Origin of the sequence: Frigoribacterium sp. Leaf172, from assembly GCF_001424285.1 — a bacterium.
In the GTDB taxonomy this organism is placed as follows: Bacteria; Actinomycetota; Actinomycetes; order Actinomycetales; family Microbacteriaceae; genus Frigoribacterium.
Window position 1 is genome coordinate 995,530 of sequence record NZ_LMPB01000001.1, and the last position, 20,965, is coordinate 1,016,494.

The window sequence follows — 20,965 nt, forward strand, 5'->3', positions numbered from 1 at the left end:
CCGAAGCCACCGTCGCCGAGAACCCCGAACGCGAAAGAGAACCCCCGTCGAACGGGATACCTCTTCGCCTTCGGGGTTCTCGTCATGTGCGGGGCATCGAGACCGCGGACCCGCGTCGTCCCCGCGTGCCGGCGACCGTCGTGCGGTGCCGGGGCGGGTTCGACGCCGCCGCTAGGGTCGGAGGATGACCACGGGGGAACGCACACCGACAGACGCACGCGCCATCCTGCTCTTCGTCGGGCTGGGGGTGGTCGCGGTCATCGTCGGACTGGCGCCGTGGCTGCTGACCGGCGCCCGCCTCCCGCTGCAGAACCTCTGGGCCGCACCCGTCGTCGAGGCCGACGGAGTCACGGCTGCCCCCGAGTCGATGCCCGTCTCGCTGCTCCCCTTCAGCCAGTACGCGCTCACTCTGCAGGCGTCGCTGCTCATCACAGGGTCGGCCGTCGCGGGCCTGGTCGCCCGGGCAGCCGGCGCGCGGCGGAGCCGAGGCGCCGTCATCGCGGTCCTCGCCGGGACGGTTGGCGCGCAGTCGGTCGCGCTCGTCCAGAGCTCCGTTACCGTGACCGGTGGGCTCGCCGACCGCGTCGAGTCGGTCGTCTACCTCGGCGCCGTGGTCGGGGCCGCGGTGGCCGGCATCGCCTTCGGAGTCGTCGTGCTGCTGCTCATCGCCCGAGCGCGCCGGGGGGCGGCCGTCGTCGGTCTCGCCGTGGGGGCGATCGCCCTGGCTCAGTGGGGCTACGCGCTGGTCTACCCGCCGTTCTCGCTCGTGACCGAGAACGTCCCCGTCGCCGACTCCGTGCTGCGGTGGCTGCCCGCCGTGCTCGTCGCCGCCGCCATCGTCTGGGCCGGGGTGTCGACGATCGGACGAGCGGTGGGCGCGGCGGTGGCGCTGATCGCCCTGTCGGTCGGCCCCGCCGCGATCACCGCCGTCTCGAACGTCGCCGGGAGCCGGGTCTACGCGAGCTACCCGTTCGAGATGGTCGAGATCGCGGGGGGCATCTTCACGTCCGCCCTCGCGTCGCCGGCCACCTGGCGCGCGGTGCTCGTCGCGGCTGTGCTCGCGGGCATCGGTCTCGCACTGCGTCGCCCGGTGCAGGAGTGGCGTCGTCGTCGTGCTGAGCGGGTCGCGCCCTATCCCTCGTGAACCCCGATCCTCTCGACGTAGAGCGAGCTGACGGATTCCTCATCGCGCCCGGGGCTTCCGACCGCGAGGGAGGAGGGCGGCTGTCGGCGTCAGTCGGCGAGCAGCGCCGCACGGATCGCGGCGATGCCGACCCGCACCTCGGCGAACGTGGTCGAGAGCGGCGACAGGCCGATGCGCAGCCCGTCGGGGTTGCGGAAGTCGGGCACGACTCCCTCACGCCACAGAGCGGCCACGACCTTCTCGAAGGCGGGGTGCCGCACGGTGACGTGACTGCCCCGCGACTCGGCTGAACGCGGCGTCGCGACCTCGACCCCGAGCGGCACGAGCCAGGCGTCGACCAGGGCGAAGGCGTAGTCGGTGAGGGCCAGCGACTTGGCGCGGATCGCGTCGATCCCGGCCTCGTCGACCACGTCGAGCATGTCGCCCAGCGGCAGCATGCCGACGATCGGAGGGGTGCCGCTGATGAAGCGCCGGATGCCGTCGGCCGGCGTGTACCCGTCGGCCATCGCGAAGACGTCGGCCGCACCCATCCACCCCTGGATCGGCTGATCGAGCGACGGCAGCAGATCGCGCCGCGCATAGACGAACGCGGGCGCCCCCGGCCCGCCGTTCAGGTACTTGTACGTGCAGCCGACGGCCACGTCGACGCCCCACTCGTCGAGCCGCATCGGCACGACGCCGACCGAGTGGCAGAGATCGAACAGCACCAGGGCGCCGGCGTCGTGCACGAGCCGCATGATCGCGGGCATGTCGGCCAGATGCCCCGACCGGTACGACACGTGGTTCACGAGCACGACGGCCGTGTCGGGGCCGACCACGTCGGCGAGCAGATCGACGGTCACCCCGAGGGCCGGGTCGACGTGCACCCACCGGACCGTGGCGCCCCGCTCGCGGGCGATGCCCTCGACCACGAAGCGGTCGGTCGGGAACTGGTCGTCGTCGATGACGATCTCGTGCCGGTCGGGCCGTGCTGCGAGCAGGGCGCGGATCGCCTTGTAGAGCAGGACCGTCGTCGAGTCGCCCACCACGGTCTGGCCGGCGGCGGCTCCGAGCGCCGCAGCGCCGATCCGGTCGCCGAGAGCCACCGGGCGATCCATCCACTGCTCGTCCCACGAGCGGATCAGGCGGCTGCCCCAGTCGTGCGTCACGAAGGCGGTGAGCCGCTCGGGCGTCACCCGCAGCGGCCGCCCGAGCGAGTTGCCGTCGAGGTACGACACGACGTCGCCGGCCGGTGTGAACCGGTCGACGAACGACGCGAGCGGGTCGGCGGCGTCGAGCGGCTCGGACGGCAGCTCGGCCGGCGGGGGAGTGATCGAGTCGGCGGAGGCCGAGGAGGTGCGGGTCACGTGGTCTTCTCCAGCAGGGTGTCGGGGGTGATGACGGTGGCGGTGGCCAGCCAGTCGGAGGCGACCGCGGAGGGGTCGGAGGTCGGGGGCGGCGTCGCGATCCACGTGGCGCGACTCGGAGCGCGGCCGGTCTCGCCCGTGCCGCCGAGTTCGGCGCCGGCCGTGAGGGCGTGCAGCAGCTGCTCGAGATCGAGGCCCGCCCGCTGCAGGGCCCGCAGCTCGCGCGCGTTCACGCCGACGGGGAGGTCGCCGTTGCCGAGGTCGGTGCCGTAGAGCACGTGCCCGCCCGCGGCCCGGAACCTCGCGAGGTTGGCGACGGCGACGTCGTGCACGGCGCCTCCTCGGCCGTGACCGTGGATGTCGAGGGTGCTGATCCAGCTGGTGCGTGCCGCCAGACGCTCGACGAGGTCGTCGTCGAGTCGTTCGCTGAAGGGCGTGTGCGCGAGGCGGGCGACGCCGGCGTCGAGGGCGCGGCGCGCCTGCCCGGCGCCCTGCACGTGGGCGACCGGCACGAGCAGCCGATCGGTCGCCGCGTCGACGATCGTCCGCAGCGTGACGTCGGTGAACACCGGACCGGCATCGGAGTTGAGGCTGATCTTGACGAACGACGCGCCCAGGTCGTGCATCCGCTCGACCTCCCGCCGAGCGCCCGCCGGGTTCGAGACGACGACGGCCGCCGTGTCGGGTGCCCACTCGGACCGGCTGGGATAACCGCCCGGCGGGCACAGCAGGCCGCCCGCCACGCGCACCTCGGGCCACCGCTGGTCCAGGCGCCCGTGCTCGGGCCAGAGCGAGGCCTCGTCGGGATCCCAGCCGAGATCGTCGACGCGCGCGATGCCGCCGGAGGCGAGAGCGGTCGGGTCGATCAGCCCGAGATGCACGTGCGAGTCGGTGAACGGCGCGAGCAGCGTTCCGGGCAGATGCGGCAGCCCCGCGTGCACCGCCCGGGGAGGGCCGAGCAGGTCGATATCGTCGGTCACACGCACGAGCGAGCGACCCGACCACCCGCCCGACCAGGCGTGATCGACCGTGACGAACCGCGCCTCCCGAGTCATGCGTCGACCCTATGCCGCCCGGGTGCGCGAACGGCGATCCGCCCGCCCCCATTCACAGGAGCGGGCGGATCAGGCGGGCAGGGGAGGAGGCGCGGGTCGCGTGGCCCCGCGCCGGTCGCGACTCAGCCGGGCAGCACGGCGCGGCTGCACCGCGCCACGTACGGCACGCGGACGACGTCGAGGCCGCGGGTGTCGGGGTGCGTGTCGAGCAGGTGCTCGACCCGGGCCAGGAGCTCGGTGCGTTCGGCCGGCGACAGCGTGATGACGTAGCTGCGCGAGGCGATCATGTCGAGGAACTCCTCGCGCGTCATCTCGTGCACCCACTCGACGTCGTGCCGCTCGATCGGGCCGAACGGCGCCCCGACGGGAGGGGCGTCCGACTGCAGGTCGCGTTCGCGCGGCTGACGCATGACCCGGCTGAGCTCGGCCACCCAGGGCACGCTCTCGTCGCGGATGTTCCAGATCAGCGCGAGGGTGCCGCCCGGGCGGAGCACGCGCGCGACCTCGGGGACGGCCCGCACGGGGTCGACCCAGTGCCAGGCCTGCGCGACGAAGACGGCGTCGACCGACGCATCGTCGAGCGGGATCGACTCGGCCGAGCCCGCGACCGACGTCGCCGCCGGCACGACCCGCTCGAGCTGTTCGCGCATCCCCTCCGAGGGCTCGACGGCCGTCACCGAGGGCACCGTGTCGAGCAGCACCCGGGTCAGCTTGCCCGTGCCCGCACCGAGGTCGACGACGTGACAGGCGCCGCTCGGGAGGAGCCACTCGACGGCTGCCGTCGGATACGACGGTCGGCCGCGCTCGTACACGTCGGCCGCGAGGCCGAACGACGAGGCGAGATCGGAGTCGGGGTGAGCCGGGTCGAACCCGTGCTGAACTGGTTGATGCGTCACCGGCATACTGTCGCACGACTCATTGCGTCACAGTGCGACTGTTACGTCGCGTGGAGGGGAGCATGTATCGAATGACCCCACCACTGACCTCTCCACAACCGCTCCGCGTGGTCGCCGTGTCGGGAACCCTGAGCACGCCGTCCAAGACCGACGCCCTCGTCGACGCCATCCTGGACGAGCTGGCCGAGGTGCTGCCGATCGAGCGGCACGTCATCCGCGTGAGCGAGCTGGGCCCGCTCTTCGCCGGGGCGCTCACCCGCGACCAGCTCGACGAACGGGTCGAGCGCGAGCTGCGAGCCATCGAGTCCGCCGACCTGCTGATCGCCGCCTCGCCCGTCTACCGCGCCTCCTTCACCGGGCTGTTCAAGCACCTGTTCGACTTCGTCGAGCAGTACGCCCTCGTCGACACGCCCGTGCTGCTGGCCGCGACCGGCGGCAGCGAGCGGCACGCGCTGATCCTCGAGCACTCGATGCGACCGCTCTTCGGGTTCTTCCAGGCGCTGACCCTGCCGCTCGGGGTCTACGCGCACGCCAGCGACTTCACGGATCGGCGGGTGACGGCGCCTCTGCTGCAGGAGCGCATCCGCAACGCCATCGCCCGCGGTCTGCCGCTCATCCGCTCGAGCATCGCCGAGAAGGAGCGCATCGAACGCGAGCTGCTCGGCGAACGGGTCGACGAGGTCGCGCCCGAGCTCGAGGGGGCCGCGGCGGGGCCGACCCGCCTGTTCAGCTGAGGACTGCGCTGGTGGTGGACCGCGCGCGGGAGGAACCGTCTGTACCGGACGGTATCGTCTTGTCATGACCGATCCGACGACTCCCCGCGACGAGGCGGTCGCCCGCGCCGAGCTCCGCGACGACGAGGCCCGGCGGCTGCTCGGCATGCTGTCGGCGGGCACGCTGCCCGCCCGTGCGCAGCAGTGGATGACCGACGGGCTCGAGCATCCCTCGCTCACCGTGTTGGCGGGTGCGCTGACCAGCACCGACGAGCGACGGGCTGCGCTGCTCGCCGAGGCGGCCGAGTCGTTCGGACTCGGTTTCGCGTCGGTCAAGGCGGCGCGGGCGTATCACGGCGAGCGGATCGTCGCGTCGATGACGGCCGCCTCCGCATCGTCGGACGCCCTCGGCTACTCCAACAGCTTCACGGACACCATCGAGGAGTCGGTGCGGGACAGCATCTCGCGCCTGTTCCGGCCCCGCGGCTGAGCGGCCCAGCCACCGCGTCCGCCGAGACGCCGCGAAGTCGCCGAGACCCCCGTGCGCGCACAGGGGTCTCGGCGACCGACCGGGGTCTCGCGGCGCGCGGCGCGCGCTACGCCTTGCCGACCTCGAGCTCGACGACCGCCCACGACAGGGCCGGCAGCGTCAGGCGCGCCGAGCCCTCGTCGACGGTGACGCCCTCGAGGGGCACGAGGCCGACGGCGTCCTGCGCCTGCTCGGTGTTCGAGGTGAAGCGGTCCCCGCCCTCGGGCACGGTGAGCAGCTCGGCGCGCGTGACGCGTGCGCCCGAGAACCCGCGCAGCGCGATCTCGACGTCGGCCGCCTCGTCCAGCCCGCGGTTCGCGAGGAAGAACGCGACCCGCCCCGTCTCCTCGTCGTAGGTCGAGCTCACGTCGACGAGATCGGCGTCGCCGTACTTGGCCGTGTCGACCTTGTCGCTCGTCACGAGCGTGCGGAGGATCTGCCCCGACGCCAGCGCGGCCATCCGCGCGAACGGCCAGAAGATCGTCTGACGCCACGCCGGCCCGCCCTGCTCGCTGCGGATGGGGGCGATCACGTTGACCAGCTGCGCCTGGTTCGCGATCTTGACCCGGTCGCCGTGGCGCAGCAGCGAGTTCAGGAACGTCCCGACGACGACGGCGTCCGTGACGTTGTACTGGTCCTCGATCAGACGCGGGTGCTCGACCCAGCCCTTCGAGACGTTGTGCGGCTGGTCGTCGGTGTCGAGGCCGGTCTGGTACCAGACGTTCCACTCGTCGAACGAGATGTCGACCTGCTTCGTGTGCTTGCCCGCCGCCTTGACGCCGTCGATGGTCGAGACGACCTCGTCGATGAAGGCGTCCATGTCGACGGCCGTCGCCAGGAAGCTCTTCGCGTCGCCGTCGTGCTCCTGGTAGTAGGCGTGCATCGAGACGTACTCGACCTCGTCGTAGGCGTGCGTCAGGACCTCGTGCTCCCAGGCCCCGAAGGTGGGCATGCCGCGACCCGAGCTGCCGACCGCGACGAGCTCGATGGTCGGGTCGACGAACTTCATCGCCTTCGCGGCCTCCTGAGCCAGGCGGCCGTACTCGGTGGCGGTCTTGTGGCCGATCTGCCAGGGGCCGTCGAGCTCGTTGCCGAGGCACCAGAGCTTGATGTCGAAGGGGTCCTTCGCGCCGTTGGCGATGCGGCGGTCGCTCAGCGCGGTGCCGCCGGCGTGGTTGGAGTACTCGACGAGCTCGCGGGCCGCGTCGACGCCGCGGGTGCCGAGGTTCACGGCCTCCATGACCTCGGTGCCGGCCAGCTTCGACCATTCGACGAACTCGTGCAGGCCGAACGCGTTCGACTCGACCGTGTGCCAGGCGCCGTCGAGGCGGCGAGGCCGCTGGTCGACGGGGCCGACGCCGTCCTCCCAGTTGTAGCCCGAGACGAAGTTGCCGCCGGGGTAGCGGATGACGGTGGCGCCGAGCTCCTTGGTGAGCTCGAGCACGTCGTGGCGGAAGCCGTTCTCGTCGGCGGTCGCGTGACCGGGCTCGTAGATGCCGGTGTAGACGCAGCGGCCCATGTGCTCGACGAACGAGCCGAAGATGCGGCGGGGGACCTCGCCGATCGTGAACTCGCGGTCGACGGTGATGCGGGCGGTGGACATGGTGCTCCTCAGGAGGTCGTGGCGTGCGGTGTCGGTGGTGCGGTCTGTCGGGAGGGGACGGGGAGGCGCGGGTCGGTCACTGCCCCCCGAAGCCGGTGGTCGAGATGCCCTTGATGATCTGCCGCTGGAAGAACAGGAACACCAGGATGAGGGGCAGCGCCGCGAGGATCGCCGATGCCATGTTCTGCGCGTACTGGATGCCGTAGGCGCTCTCGATCGTCTGCAGGCCGACCGGCAGGGTCAGCAGGGCGGCGTCGTTCGTGACGATGAAGGGCCAGAGGAAGTTGTTCCAGGCGCCGATGAACACGAAGATCGAGACGGCCCCGAGGATGGGGCGCGACAGCGGCAGCAGGATCGTGAAGAACACCCGGATGCGGCCGGCGCCGTCGACCCGCGCGGCGTCCTCGAGCTCGATGGGCACCTGGTCGAAGAACTTCTTGAGCACGAAGACCATGGCCGGCGCGATGGCCTGCGGCAGGATCACGCCCCAGTACGTGTCGACCATGTTGAAGGCGAGCATCTGGTAGAACAGCGGCACGATCAGCACCTGCGGCGGGATGATGATCGACGCGATGGTGGCGACGTAGAGCCACTTCTTGCCGGCGAAGTCGAGGCGTGAGAAGGCGTAGGCCACCAGCGCAGACGTCGCGACGACGATCAGCGTGATGACGATCGACGTGAACAGGCTGTTGAAGAGCCACGTGGGGATGTTCCCCTGGGCCAGCACGGCGCGGTAGGCGTCGAGCGTGAAGCCTCCGGCGGGGAGCCAGGTCTGCGGTGTCGCCGCGGCGTCGGCCTCGCTCTTGAACGAGGTCGACAGCGACCAGAGGAACGGCAGCAGCCAGAGCGCGGCCAGCACGATCAGGACCACCACGCTGACGACGGCGAGCGGGCCGAAGCGGCGCTGGCCCGGCTTGTGCGGGCGCCGGGCGCGCTCGGCGGTGGGGGCGCGGAGTCCGCTGCCCGGGGCGACGGCGGGGGCGGTCATCGCTGGGCTCCTTTCCGGCGCTGCGCGGCGATGGCGAACTGCGCGACCGAGATGACGATGATCAGGGCGAAGAAGATGTACGAGATGGCCGACGAGTAGCCGAAGCGGTAGCCGGTGAAGCCGGTGTCGAAGATGTACTGCACCGCCGAGCGGGTGCTGCCCGCCGGTCCGCCGGTGGTCATCTGGTAGATCTGGTCGAAGACCTTGAGCGAGGCCAGCACCTGCAGGATGACGATCAGGCCGGTGGTCGGGCCGAGCTGCGGGATGGTGATCGACAGCAGCGACCGCCAGCGTCCGGCGCCGTCGAGCGACGCCGCCTCGTACTGCTGGTCGGGGATGTTCTGCAGCGCCGCCAGGTACAGCAGGAAGTTGAAGCCGACGGTCCACCAGACGGTGGTCGCGACGACGGCGATCATGGCCGTGTTCGGATCCTGCAGCCAGGCCGGCTGCGGCAGGCCGACGGTGGCGAGGACGTTGTTGATCGGCCCGAGCGTCGGGCTGTAGAGCTGGATCCAGAACAGCGAGACGACGGTCGACGCGAGCAGGTACGGCAGGAAGAAGCTCAGCCGCCAGAGCCACTGACCCGGCAGCCCCGTGTTGACCAGCAGGGCGAGCAGCAGGGCGATGACGACCAGCGGGATCGTGCTCAGCACCGTGAACCACAGCGTGTTGGCCATCGAACGCCACATGTCGCCGTCGGCGAAGGCCTCGGCGTAGTTCGCGACGCCGATCAGCTCGCCGCCCGAGCCGGTGAGGCTCTGCCCGGTGAAGCTGAGGTACAGCCCGTGGATGACGGGCCAGACGAGGAACAATCCAAACAGGATGGCGAACGGGGCGGCGAACCCCCAGCCGATCCGGTTGTCTTTGTGGGCGCCGGGCTTCAGGCGCGAACCGGTCCGCACCCGCTCGGGCGCCGCCGATCGCGTCGTCGTGCCGGCGCCGGCCCCGCGGGCCTTGACCGTCGTGGTGGTCACAGGTCGACTCCTTCGTCGTCGTGTGTCATGGGGTGGTGCGGTGTCGCGACGGGCGATGTCCGCTGGTGACGCGCCTCCTGAAGGGCCGGAGCCGAGGAGGCGCGGGTCGGCCCGCTCACACCGGCGCCGGCCGCGAGAGCTGCGTGTTGACGCGGTTCACGAACGCGCGCATGCCCGCCGCGGCGTCGTTCTTCGACAGCACGACGGATTGGACGTTGTCGAGGAAGTACGTCTGGAAGTCCGACCCCGAGCCCGTGAACCAGGCGGGCGGGTCGTAGTTGAGGTACTGCGCCGCCTCGGCGTAGTTCGCCTGGGGCTGCAGCTCGGCGTACGCGGAGCTGTCGACGACGGGACCGTAGGCGGGGATGTGCCCGGCCTCGGCCCACGAGATGGAGTCCTTCAGGATGGTCGACACCATCTTGTAGACGTCTTCGCGCTTGACGTCGTCGACCTCGCTCTGCCGCGGCAGCACGAACGAATGCGAGTCCGCGTAGACGGCCGGCGTGCCGAAGAGGGTCGGGATGATGCCGGCGTCGAAGGGGATCCCGGCGTTCTGGGCGCTCGGGACCTCCCACACCCCGGTGAAGAGCATCCCGCTCTCGCCGCTGACGAACTCGGCGATGCCCGACTGGATGTCGCTCGCGGTGGCCATGGCCGTGCCGTCGGTCATCTTCTGCATGAACTCGAGCGCGGTGACCGCCGCGGCCTCGTCGTACTCGACCGTGCCGCCCTCGGTGAGCACCATGTCGGCGCCCTGCTGCTTGTAGAACGTGTAGAACATGCGCCAGAGCTGGGCGCCGTCGTTGAGGTAGCCCCACGAGGCGCCGTGCTTGCCGGTGACCGCCTGCATGGCGTTCGCGACCTCGAGGAACTGCTCGGGGCTCGTGATGTCGACGAGGCGTCCGTCGCCGCCGAGGGCCCCGGCCTTCTCGGCGATCTCCGTGTTGTACAGCAGGATGAACGGGTGCGAGTCGAGCGCGACCGAGAAGAGCCTGTCGCCGCTGAAGCCGGCCTTCCAGACGGCGGGGGCGAAGTCCTGCTCGCGCACGCCGTACGAGGCGAGCTTGTCGACGTCCCACGGGTCGAGCAGCCCGCCGGGGGCGTAGCCCGGGACCCGCGACGCGTGCATGATGGCGACGTCGGGGGCGCGGCCCCCGGCCGAGGCCATCGCGAGCTTGGTGTAGTACGGCGTGCCCCAGGCGAGCACCGTCTGGGTCGCCCGGAACTCGGGGTTCTGGGCGTTGGCCTGATCGATCAGGGCGGACATCTTGATGCCGTCGCCCCCGCTCAGCAGGTGCCAGAAGCTGAGGTCGGCGACTGCGCCGGAGCCGGAGACGGCGCCGGTCGAGCAGCCGGCGAGGCCGCCGACGGCGAACGCGCCGCCGAGGATGGCGGCCCCGCCCACCAGCAGGTTCCGGCGGCTGAGGCCGTGGGCCGGGGGCGTCTCGCTCGGTGCGCCGGGCGTCGCTGAACGTGGGGTCATCGGTGTCACTCCTTCGTGAATCGTCGACTGCCGACAGCATTACATCGTTGTAACCGATGCGCAAGAGCGGGCTGCGAGTTCGGTCCGCCCCATGGCGCGGGCCGAGGAGGCGCGGGTCAGGGCAGTCCGAGGAGGCGCAGCCCGGCCGCCGCCGCAGCCCCCGCGACGACCACGACGAGGAAGGGCGCACGGAGCACGAGTGCGATCCCCGCGGCGACCAGCGCCCCGAGTCGGGCGTCGAGCACGAGCTGCTGGCCCGTCGCCACCGTGTTGGCGATCGTCAGCGAGGCAAGGAGCCCGATCGTGAGGGTGCCGGCGACCCGCGCGACGCGTGGGTCCGACAGCAGCGACCGCGGCACGAGGTAGCCGCTGAGCTTCGTGAGGTACGCGACCACGCAGGCGACGCCGATCCAGATCCAGGTGCTCACACCGCGCCTCCTCGGTGCTCGCCGGCGTCGTCGGCCGGCCCCTCGGACGCGTCCGCGCCCACCACGCGGCCGTGGCCGCTTCCGGCCCGGCCGCCGGACCAGCCGAGACCGGCGGCGACGACGGCGGCCAGCACGATCGGCACGCCCGGCGGCGCGAAGGGCACGGCGATCACGGTCACCAGCGCGCAGGCGACGGCGACCGCGCCCGCGTCCCGCGTGCGGAGGCGGGGCCAGAGCAGGGCCAGGAACGCGGCGACGGCCGCTCCGTCGAGGCCCCAGCGACGGGGATCGCCGAGCGCGTCGCCGGCGAGGGCGCCGATCAGCGTGAAGAGGTTCCAGAGCAGGAAGACGCCTACGCCGGCGACCCAGAACCCGCGGCGCTGCTCGACCGGGTCGGACTGACCGGTGCTCGTCGCGAGCGACTCGTCGATGGTCACCTGGGCGGCCAGCGGGCGGAGCAGACCGCGCGGGCGCAGCAGCGCATTCAACTGCATGCCGTAGATCGCGTTGCGGACGCCGAGCAGCGCGGCGGCCCCGGCGGCGGCGGACCCTGCGCCCCCGCCGGCGATCACCCCGACGAACGCGAACTGCGAGCCGCCCGAGAACAGCAGCAGGCTGAGCACGCAGGCCTGCGCGGTCGTCAAGCCCGAGGCGACGGCGAGGGCGCCGAACGAGACCCCGTAGAGTCCCGTCGCGACGGCGATCGAGACGCCGACCCGGACACCGGGGGAGCGGCGCAGCGGCAGAGGGGCTGCGGGCGTCGACACGCTCCCAGCGTAGGGGTGGGAGCGGGCGGATGACTCCCGGCGTCTCCCGCCCGAGCCGGCCGCCGGGCGCGCGGGGCCTACGGCGTGGGCATGCCGCCGTCGACGTGCAGCGTCTCGCCGACGACGTAGCTCGACTCGCCCGACGCGAGGAACACGTAGGCGGGGGCGAGCTCGGCCGGCTGACCCCAGCGGCCCAGGGCCGTCTGGCTGCCGACGTCGGGGAGCGCATCCGACGGCTGACCGCCGGCGGGCTGCAGGGGAGTCCAGATCGGGCCGGGCGCGACCGCGTTGACGCGGATCCCCTTGGGGGCCAGCTGCATCGCGAGGCCCTTCGAGAAGGTGTTGATCGCGGCCTTCGTCGAGGCGTAGTCCACGAGCATCGGGGCGGGCTGGTACGCCTGGATCGACGTCGTGTTGATGATGGTCGACCCGGGGGCGAGGTGCGGCAGGGCGGCCTTCGTGATCCAGAACATGGCGTAGACGTTGGTCTTGTAGGTGTCGTCGAAGTTCTCGTCGTCGAGGTCGGCGAAGTCCTCGACGTGCTGCTGCTTGCCGGCGTTGTTCACGAGGATGTCGAGCCCGCCGAGACCGTCGACGGCCTTCTGCACGAGGTCGAGGCAGACCTGGCGGTCCTTGATGTCGCCCGGCAGGGCGACGGCCTTGCGGCCGGCGGCCTCGATGAGTCCGACGATGCGCTGGGCGTCCTCCTCCTCCTCGGCGAGGTAGCTGATGGCGACGTCGGCGCCCTCGCGGGCGTAGGCGATGGCGACGGCCGCGCCGATCCCCGAGTCGCCGCCGGTGACGAGCGCCTTGCGGCCCTCGAGGCGACCCGAGCCGCGATAGGTCTCCTCGCCGTGGTCGGCGGGCGAGCTGAGCTCCTCGTCGGTGCCGGCGCCCTCGAGGTACTGGGCCTTCGGGGTGATGTCGGCGAACTTCTTGGTGGGGTCTTCGAATGCGTACTGGTCTGCGGACATGGTGGAGCCTCTCGATCTCGGCAGGGGAGGTCCGACGGTAGGCCTCGCCGCGCCTCCTCGTCAGGGGTCGCTGAAGAACGGCCGTCGTCTATCCCGACGACGAACGGAACGGCCGGAGGCGCGGGTCGACCCGGGCGCTCGGCCCGCCGGTCAGCGTCGCGGAGCCGTGCTCGCTCTCGCGACGATCGTGTGCGGGATGATCGCGAGCTCCGGCGGCCGGTCGCGGTCGGCGATGCGGGCGGCGAGCAGCTCGAGGGTGCGGACGGCGAACAGTCTCTTGTCGAGGGCCACGGTGGTGAGCGGCGGCAGGACGAAGCGGCCGTCGGTGATGTCGTCGAATCCGGCGACCGACACGTCGTCCGGCACGCGGAGGCCCGCCGACCAGAGCGCGTGCACGGCGCCGATGGCCAGCGAGTCGGTGAAGCAGAAGAGCGCGTCGGGTGCGTCGTGCCGGGCGAGGGCCTCGGTCACGGCGGCGGAGGCGGCGGCGGGCGACCACGCGTCGCACGACCAGCGAAGGCCCTCGTCGACCGCGAGGCCGGCGGCGGCCATGGCCTCGGTCCAGCCCTGGGTGCGGGCGCGCGCCGTCGCCGTGTCGAAGTCGCGGCCCGAGCTGCCGAGCACGGCGATGCGTCGATGACCGAGTCCGATCAGGTGCTCGGTCATGTCGCGGGCGGCCGAGACGCTGTCGACGCGCACCTGGTCGACGAGGGTCTGCTCGACCTCGCCGATCACGACGAGCGGGGGCAGGCTCTCGGCGCCGACGATGGCGCTCTCGTCGAGGCTGGTCGGGTTCAGCACGAGACCGTCGACGAGGTGCTCCTTGCCGCGCAGCAGCAGCTCGCCCTCGCGTTCGGGTCGCATGCCGGTCTGCTCGAGCTGCACCGACCAGCCGCGCTCGTGCGCGACCTCGACGAACCAGTGCGACATCTCGGCGCTGTACGGGGTGGTGAGGTCCGGGAACGCCAGCGCGATCGACCCGGTGCGTCCGTTGCGGAGCCCCCGCGCGCTGAGATTCGGCACGTAGTCGAGCTCCGTCAGCGCCTGCTCGACGCGCTCGCGGGTCTCGGGTCGTACGAACACGACCCCGTTGATCACGTTCGACACGGTCTTCGGCGAGACCCCGGCGAGGGTCGCCACGTCCTTCACCGTCGCACGCATGCGCCAAGGCTAGCGGCGGCCGCGAGACCCCGGGAACCCGCCCGGACCCCGGCGTGCGCGGCGGGGTCCGGGCGGATTCGGACGGTCTCGTCGTACTGGCCGCTCAGGCGGAGGCGAGCACCTTGACGATGCGCTGCAGCGAGACGCTCTCGCTCGGCCGCAGGTCCTGGGCGAACAGGCTGAGCCGGAACTCCTCGAGCATCCACCGGGCCCGGACGAGCGCAGGAGGCGCGGTGCCGGTCGGAGGGAACGTCCCGCCGGCCGACTCGTACCGCTCGGTCGCCTGCTGCACCTCGCTCAACCAGACGCGGTCGCGCTGCGGGTTCTCGAGCAGCTTCGTCGTCCGTCGGGCGATGCCCACGAGGTACACGGGCACCCGCTGGAGCTGCTGCAGCCCGGTCGCCGACACGAAGCCCGGGTAGACGAGCCGGTCGCGCTGCTGGCGCATGTCGGTCAGGGCCGCGAGCAGATTCATCGACGTCGCGCCCTTCAGCGCCTTGTCGGCGTCGCGCGCGGCGGTCAGGGTGCGGGCGACGAGCGACACGGTCTGGAACATCTGATCCATGACCGCGCTCGAGACCCGGTCGCGGGTCGAGAGGAACTCCTTCTTCGTCATCACCATGCCGTCGGGCTTCACCCGGAACAGGACGTCGTCGACGACGGCGACGAGGCAGTCCGCGAACAGCGCCGCCGTGTTCTGGTACGGGCTCGTCGCGAGGATCAGCTTCTCGGGGCTCGTCAGATGCTGCTGCACGTACGCCACCGGCGAGGGTGTCGCGAGCATGAGCAGCCGCCGGACGCCCTTCGGCGTCGCGAGGGCCTGATCGGCCGGGGTGGCCATGAGCGTGATCGAGACGGAGTCGCCGTGGTCGACGAGGGCCGGGTAGGCGCGGATGACGGTGTCGCCGTGCCGCGTGTCGACGACCGCGGGCAGCTCGTCGAAGTCCCACGACGTGATGCCGGCGCGCTCGAGCGAGTTCGCGGGGCGCTGGTCGGCCTCGGCGACCCGACCCGGGCCTCCTCGGCTCCCGCGGCCGCGCGCGTCGCGTCCGCCGCCCTGCGTGACCCGCGCGACGCTGTCGCGCGTGGCGTCGCGGAGACGGTGCTGCAGCGCCTCGAGGTCCTCGTCGGCGCCGACGGCCCGCCCGCGGTCGTCGACGACCGCGTACGTCACCCGGAGGTGCGCGGGCACCCGGGCGAGATCGAAGTCGTCGGCCGAGACCGGCGTGTAGGTGAGCTTCTTGATGACCGCGGCGAGGGTCGCCGTGAACGGCTCGGACACGTCGGTCGGCGGAGCGTCGGGCAGCTCGTCGGTGATCCGCTTCGCCCAGTCGGCGGCGGGGACGACGTTCTTGCGGATCTGCTTCGGCAGCGACTTGATGAGCGAGGTGACCAGCTCGTCGCGGAGGCCCGGCACCTGCCAGTCGAAGCCGACCGGCCGCAGGCGCGGCAGCAGAGGCAGGGGCACGACGACCGTCACGCCGTCGTCGTCGGCGCCGGGTTCGAACTTGTAGCGCAGCGTGAGCGTCTGGTCGCCCTGCTGCCAGGTGCTCGGGAACCCCTGCTCGTCGACGTCGGGCTCGTCGTCGCCCAGCAGGTCGGCGGCGGTCATGGTCAGCAGGTCGGGCGTCTCGGTCCTCGCCTTGCGCCACCAGCCCTCGAAGTCGCGCGTGCTGGCGACGTCGGCGGGGATGCGGCGCTGGAAGAACTCGAACGCCGCGTCGCCGTCGACGAGGATGTCGCGGCGGCGCGTCCGCTCCTCGACCTCGGTCAGCTCGCGGATCAGCCGCTGGTTCTGCTGCTCGAAGGCCTGGCGGGACTCCCAGTCGCCCTCGACCAGGGCGTGCCGGATGAACAGCTCGCGCGCGTAGGCCGGGTCGATGCGCGAGAACTGGATGCGCCTCCTCGGCACGATCGGGACGCCGTAGAGCGTGACGCGCTCGTAGGCGACGACCGCGCCCTGCTTCTTCTCCCAGTGGGGTTCGCCGTAGCTGCGCTTGACGAGGTCGGGGGCGAGCGGCTCGGCCCACGCGGGGTCGATGGCGCCGTTCACGCGGGCGAAGAGGCGGCTCGTCTCGACGAGTTCGGCGCTCATGATGGCCGCCGGCTGCTTCTTCGCGAGGGCGCTGCCCGGGAACACCACGAAGCGCGACTGACGGGCGCCGACGTAGTCCTTCTTCTGCGGGTCGAACAGGCCGATCTGGCTGAGCAGGCCGGCGAGCAGGCTGCGGTGCACGCCGTCGGGGTTCGTGCTGCGCTCGCCGATGTGCAGACCGAGAGGGCGGGAGGCGCGCGACAGCTGGCGGTAGACGTCCTGCCATTCGCGGATCCGCAGGTAGTTCAGGAACTCGTCGCGGCAGAGGCGCTTGAAGGCGTTGCCGCTGAGCTCCTTCTGCTTGTCCTCGAGGTGGTTCCAGAGGTTCAGCAGGGTCATGAAGTCGCCGGCCGGGTCGCGGAACCGCGCGTGCTTCTCGTCGGCCTGCGCGCGCCTCTCGAGCGGACGCTCGCGAGGGTCCTGGATGCTGAGGGCGGCGACGATGGCGAGCACCTCGCGGGTCGTGCCGTGGGTCTTCGACTCGACGACCATGCGGGCCAGCCGGGGGTCGATCGGCAGGCGGGTCAGCTGCTTGCCGACGCGGGTGATCTGCCCGCCCTGGGTCACGGCACCGAGCTCGCGGAGGAGGTCGAGGCCGTCCTTGATGCCGCGGGAGTCCGGCGGCTGCAGGAACGGGAACGCCGCGATGTCGCCGAGGTCGAGCGAGATCATCTGCAGGATGACCGCGGCGAGGTTCGTGCGGAGGATCTCGGGCTCGGTGTACTCGGGGCGCTTCTCGAAGTCGGTCTCGCTGTAGAGACGGATCGCGATGCCGCTGCTCGTGCGGCCCGAGCGGCCCGAGCGCTGATTCGCGCTGGCCTGCGAGATGGCCTCGATCGGGAGGCGCTGCACCTTGGCACGGGTCGAGTAGCGGCTGATGCGGGCGGTGCCGGCGTCGATCACGTACTTGATGCCCGGCACGGTGAGGCTGGTCTCGGCGACGTTGGTCGCGAGGACGATGCGTCGCCGCGTGCCCGCGGTCGTGCTGGGCCGGAAGACCCGGTGCTGATCGGCTGCGCTGAGGCGGCCGTAGAGCGGCAGGACCTCGGTGTGCGGGAGGTTGCGACCGCGGATGCTCTCCTCCGCGTCGCGGATCTCGTTCTCGCCGCTGAGGAACACGAGCACGTCGCCCGAGCTCTCGCCGGCGAGCTCGTCGAGCGCCTCGTTGATGCCCTGGAGGTAGTCCTTGTCGTCGGCGCGCTGCCGTCCGCCGGAGCCGGAGCCGGAGCCGGGCCCGGGGCCGGAGCGGGACCCGGAGGACGGGCCGCGCCGCGCCTCCCGCCGGTCGTCGTCCTCGTCGTCGTCGAGGTCGTCGTCGTCGTCGCCGGCCGCGTCGTCGGCGACGAGGGGGCGGTAGCGGACCTCGACGGGGTAGGTGCGGCCCGAGACCTCGACGATGGGGGCGTCGCCGAAGTGGCGCGAGAACGACTGCGGGTCGATCGTGGCGCTGGTGATGATGAGCTTGAGGTCGGGGCGACGCGGCAGCAGCTGCTTGAGGTAGCCGAGCAGGAAGTCGATGGTGAGGCTGCGCTCGTGGGCCTCGTCGATGATGATCGTGTCGTAGCGCTCGAGGTCGCGGTCGAAGTGGATCTCGTTCAGCAGGATGCCGTCGGTCATCAGCTTGATCTGCGTGTCGGCGCCCACCCGGTCGTCGAAGCGGACCTGGTAGCCGACGACGCCGCCGACCTCGTCGCCGAGCTCCTCCGCGATGCGCTCGCTGATGGTGCGGGCGGCGATGCGGCGGGGCTGCGTGTGCCCGATCTTCGTGCGGCCGAGCTCGAGGCAGATCTTCGGCAGCTGCGTGGTCTTCCCCGAGCCGGTGGCGCCGGCGACGATGATGACCTGGTTGTCGCGGATCGCGGCGGAGATGTCGTCGCGCCGCTGGCTGACCGGCAGCTCGGCCGGGTACGTGATGGTGGGGATCATGGGCGTTCCAGCTTAAGCGGTCGTGCGCCCTCCCCCGGCGCGCGGGGGCGGGCGTTCTCCCCAGGCGGAACGGGGCCGAGGAGGCGCGGATCGGCCCTGCCCGCAGTCTCGAGTCATGCCTGCCTCCTGCGACGAGCCGCTCGCCTCGCGTCTCCTGCCGACGATGAGTTCCGCAGGGGAGTGCCTGCGTCTGGCCGGTGATGCGCGGGCGTGCGAGCTGCGGGCGTACGAGTCGTCGGCGGCGACGAGGGCGGCGGCGGGTTCGTGTGCCTGCTGGGGCGCTATTACGCGTGGATGCGTAGCGAGGGACGGGACGGGGCGGGGGCGGGTGGCTCGGAGGTGGAGTGGTGTGTTCGCTGGGGCGCTAGTACGCGTGGATGCGCAGCGGGGGTCGTGGCATGCCTGGCGGGGTGTCGCGAGGTGCGCGTCGCTGCGCGGCTCCGCGGAGCACGGGCGGGCTTCGGAGAGGCGGGCTGCGCATGTGTGCGTAATAGTCTCCGCGACGACGGACCTCCTGCTGCTCCGGGCGGCCTCCGCCGCCGCGAGCGATGCTGAGGGCGACGCCGTGCTCAGCGCCGTGACGGACGCCCCGCGCGACCCTGCGAGAGCGGCTCCGTGAGTCCGCGCGGTGGGCGCTCACGCCGCGTGAGCCCGTTCGTCGTCCTGTCCGACCCCGTGCGCCACGAGATCGTCGAGCTGCTGTGCCGGGGTGCGGCGTCGTCAGGCGACATCGCCACGATGATCCACGACTCGACCGGCAAGGGATGGTCGAGCGTCTCGCACCACCTCGGCGTCCTCCGCGAGTCCGGCTTCACCCTGGTCCTCGAGGATGGTCCCACCCGATACCACTTCCTGGCCGACGCCTGGCTCGACCTCGTCGATCAGGCGGTCGACGAGTGGCGCGACGTCTGGTCGGAGGGTGGAGCCGACCGGGAACTCGGTTGGGTCGTCCCGGTCCACCGGCTCCGCGTCCGCCGCGGCGTGGTGACGGAACCGGAGCCCTCCGCGACGTCCGCTCCTCTCCGCTCGGCTCGGCCCGGGGCGGGCCGACTGAATCTCAGCGAGCGCGGAATCGGGCGCAGCCCGTGGGCGCGGGACGCCGACGGGGGTGGCGGATTCGAGTGATGGCGGAGGCCGTGCCTCCCGGGTGGGGGTCTGTGGGGGGACGTACTATCCTGCGAGGATCACTCGTCAACGGAGACGGAGAACACCCGAACATGAGCACCCCCTCTCGCGCGACCGCATCGGTCGCCGCGATCCTGGCCGAGTCCGCGACGCGTTTCGCGGACGACATCGCGGTGATCGTGGGAGCCGAGCGCACCTCCTACGCCGACCTCTGGCAGCAGACCCTCGCCTACGCCGGCGCCCTCCGCGCCAAGGGGGTCCGCGAGGGCGACCGCGTCGCCATGCTCGTGCCCAACGTCGCGGACTTCCCCCGCGTGTACTACGCGACGCTCGCCCTCGGCGCCGTCGCCGTGCCCGTCCACGCGCTGCTGAAGCGCCACGAGATCGAGTACGTGCTCCGCGACAGCGGCTCGACCATCCTCGTCTGCGCCGCCCCGCTGCTCGCCGAGGGCGCCGCCGGCGCCTCGCTCGCCGGCGTCGACGTCGTCACCGTGCTCGCCCCGGGAAGCCCCGTCGACCCGCACGGCACCGGGCACGACCGGCTCGAGGCGCTCGCCGAGACCGCCGAGCCGCTCGACACCTACGTGCCCCGCGACCCGTTCGACACCGCGACGATCCTCTACACGAGCGGCACGACCGGCAAGCCGAAGGGGGCCGAGGGGTCGCACTTCGCGCTCATCGAGCAGGTCAACACCAACCTGATGAGCACCTTCGACATGCGACGCGGCGACGTGCTGCTCGGCGCCCTCCCGCTGTTCCACACCTTCGGTCAGACCTGCACCATGAACACCGGTCTGCGGGCCGGCGCGACCATCGTCATGCTGCCGCGCTTCGACGGCGACGCCGCCCTCGCGGCCATGGTCGAGCACGAGTGCGCCATCTTCATGGGCGTCCCGACGATGTACATGGCGCTCCTCGACGCGGCCACGCGCTCCGACGCCCGACCGACCCTCCGGTACGCCGTCTCGGGCGGAGCCTCGCTGCCGCTCGCCGTGCTGCAGCGCTTCGAGCAGGTCTTCGGTGCACCGCTGCACGAGGGGTACGGACTGACCGAGACCTCGCCGGTCGCGACCTTCAACCACGTCGGGCGCACACCGCGGCCGGGCACCATCGGCACCCCGATCTGGGGCGTCGACGTCGAGATCGCCGACCCCGGCGTCCTCGACTCCATCGCGCTGCTGCCCCACGGCGAGATCGGCGAGCTCGTCATCCGCGGCCACAATCTGATGAACGGCTACCTCAACCGCCCCGACGACACGGCCGAGGCCATCGTCGACGGCTGGTTCCGCACCGGCGACCTCGGCACCAAGGACGACGACGGCTACCTCACCATCGTCGACCGGACGAAGGACATGATCATCCGCAACGGCTACAACGTGTACCCGCGGCAGGTGGAGGAGGTGCTGGCGACGCACCCCGACGTGACCATGGCGGCCGTCTTCGGCGTGCCGCACGAGCGACACGGACAGGAGATCGAGGCGGCCGTGGTGCTCCGCGAGGGTGCGACCGTCGGCGCCGACGAGCTGGTGACGTTCGTCTCGGACGAGATCGCGGCCTACAAGTTCCCCCGCGTCGTGCACATCGTCGAGTCGCTGCCCCTCGGGCCGAGCGGCAAGATCCTGAAGCGCGAGCTCGTCGCCCGCTTCACCGCGCCCGAGGTCGTGCCGAGCGCCCTCTGACCCGAGCGCCCCTGACCCGGCCGCCCCTGACCCGCGCGGCCCGGCGGACCCGCCCCGCACCTCCTCGACGCACACGGGT

At 71.8% G+C, this 20,965-nt stretch carries 17 protein-coding genes; 5 read left to right on the forward strand and 12 right to left on the reverse strand.

The genetic code is table 11. From position 1 onward, the window contains the following. Positions 1-184: 184 nt before the first annotated feature. Positions 185-1,144 carry a hypothetical protein gene (locus ASF89_RS04820; protein WP_055812465.1) on the forward strand — a complete coding sequence of 320 codons (960 nt, stop codon included), beginning with the start codon at positions 185-187 and terminating at the stop codon, positions 1,142-1,144. An 89-nt stretch (positions 1,145-1,233) separates the two neighbouring features. On the opposite strand, the gene ASF89_RS16065 is transcribed toward ASF89_RS04820, so the two are convergent. The 3 genes from ASF89_RS16065 to ASF89_RS04835 form a co-directional block, all read right to left on the reverse strand. Next, on the reverse strand, positions 1,234-2,490 hold the full coding sequence (locus tag ASF89_RS16065; protein WP_369814528.1) for a kynureninase: 1,257 nt from the start codon (positions 2,488-2,490) through the stop codon (positions 1,234-1,236). Beyond that, positions 2,487-3,545: a hypothetical protein gene (locus ASF89_RS16070; RefSeq protein ID WP_055812468.1), complete on the reverse strand. Its 1,059-nt coding sequence runs from the start codon at positions 3,543-3,545 to the stop codon at positions 2,487-2,489. Before ASF89_RS16070 ends, ASF89_RS16065 begins: the two co-directional genes overlap by 4 nt. A 122-nt stretch (positions 3,546-3,667) precedes the next feature. Further along, positions 3,668-4,441, reverse strand: a complete 774-nt coding sequence (locus ASF89_RS04835; protein WP_235483983.1) for a class I SAM-dependent methyltransferase — start codon at positions 4,439-4,441, stop codon at positions 3,668-3,670. Between the two features lie 71 nt (positions 4,442-4,512). On the opposite strand from ASF89_RS04835, the gene msuE reads away from it, so the two are divergent. Further along, entirely contained in the window at positions 4,513-5,175 is a 663-nt protein-coding gene (msuE, locus tag ASF89_RS04840) for an FMN reductase (protein WP_082474938.1), read from the forward strand. Between the two features lie 64 nt (positions 5,176-5,239). After that, positions 5,240-5,644 carry a hypothetical protein gene (locus ASF89_RS04845; protein ID WP_055794240.1) on the forward strand — a complete coding sequence of 135 codons (405 nt, stop codon included), beginning with the start codon at positions 5,240-5,242 and terminating at the stop codon, positions 5,642-5,644. Between the two features lie 106 nt (positions 5,645-5,750). On the opposite strand, the gene ASF89_RS04850 is transcribed toward ASF89_RS04845, so the two are convergent. The 9 genes from ASF89_RS04850 to hrpA all read right to left on the reverse strand — a co-directional run bounded on the left by ASF89_RS04850 (position 5,751) and on the right by hrpA (position 18,082). Continuing rightward, entirely contained in the window at positions 5,751-7,286 is a 1,536-nt protein-coding gene (locus tag ASF89_RS04850) for an alpha-N-arabinofuranosidase (protein WP_055794242.1), read from the reverse strand. Between the two features lie 76 nt (positions 7,287-7,362). Further along, positions 7,363-8,274, reverse strand: a complete 912-nt coding sequence (locus tag ASF89_RS04855) for a carbohydrate ABC transporter permease (RefSeq protein WP_055794245.1) — start codon at positions 8,272-8,274, stop codon at positions 7,363-7,365. Then, the gene (locus tag ASF89_RS04860; protein ID WP_055813126.1) at positions 8,271-9,176 is read right to left on the reverse strand and encodes a carbohydrate ABC transporter permease; all 906 of its coding nucleotides are present in this window, start codon (positions 9,174-9,176) and stop codon (positions 8,271-8,273) included. The genes ASF89_RS04855 and ASF89_RS04860 overlap by 4 nt, the downstream gene beginning before the upstream one ends. A gap of 187 nt (positions 9,177-9,363) precedes the next feature. Then, on the reverse strand, positions 9,364-10,731 hold the full coding sequence (locus tag ASF89_RS04865; protein WP_055794247.1) for an extracellular solute-binding protein: 1,368 nt from the start codon (positions 10,729-10,731) through the stop codon (positions 9,364-9,366). 116 nt (positions 10,732-10,847) lie between these two features. Next, positions 10,848-11,159 (reverse strand): AzlD domain-containing protein, encoded by a 312-nt coding sequence (locus ASF89_RS04870; RefSeq protein ID WP_055794250.1) that lies wholly within the window; start codon positions 11,157-11,159, stop codon positions 10,848-10,850. After that, positions 11,156-11,926, reverse strand: coding sequence for an AzlC family ABC transporter permease (locus ASF89_RS04875; protein WP_235476286.1), 771 nt, complete (start codon positions 11,924-11,926; stop codon positions 11,156-11,158). The genes ASF89_RS04870 and ASF89_RS04875 overlap by 4 nt, the downstream gene beginning before the upstream one ends. A 77-nt stretch (positions 11,927-12,003) precedes the next feature. Then, entirely contained in the window at positions 12,004-12,900 is an 897-nt protein-coding gene (locus tag ASF89_RS04880; RefSeq protein ID WP_055794252.1) for a glucose 1-dehydrogenase, read from the reverse strand. Positions 12,901-13,050: 150 nt separating this feature from the next. Next, positions 13,051-14,061 carry a LacI family DNA-binding transcriptional regulator gene (locus tag ASF89_RS04885; protein ID WP_055794254.1) on the reverse strand — a complete coding sequence of 337 codons (1,011 nt, stop codon included), beginning with the start codon at positions 14,059-14,061 and terminating at the stop codon, positions 13,051-13,053. Between the two features lie 103 nt (positions 14,062-14,164). Further along, positions 14,165-18,082, reverse strand: coding sequence for an ATP-dependent RNA helicase HrpA (gene hrpA / locus ASF89_RS04890; protein ID WP_055812474.1), 3,918 nt, complete (start codon positions 18,080-18,082; stop codon positions 14,165-14,167). Between the two features lie 645 nt (positions 18,083-18,727). Between hrpA and ASF89_RS04900 the strand changes: the two genes are divergently transcribed. Both ASF89_RS04900 and ASF89_RS04905 read left to right on the forward strand, forming a co-directional pair. Then, complete coding sequence (locus ASF89_RS04900) at positions 18,728-19,207, forward strand: helix-turn-helix transcriptional regulator (RefSeq protein ID WP_055812480.1); 480 nt, start codon at positions 18,728-18,730, stop codon at positions 19,205-19,207. A gap of 92 nt (positions 19,208-19,299) precedes the next feature. Further along, the gene (locus ASF89_RS04905; RefSeq protein WP_055812484.1) at positions 19,300-20,886 is read left to right on the forward strand and encodes a long-chain fatty acid--CoA ligase; all 1,587 of its coding nucleotides are present in this window, start codon (positions 19,300-19,302) and stop codon (positions 20,884-20,886) included. The last annotated feature ends 79 nt before the right edge of the window (positions 20,887-20,965 follow it).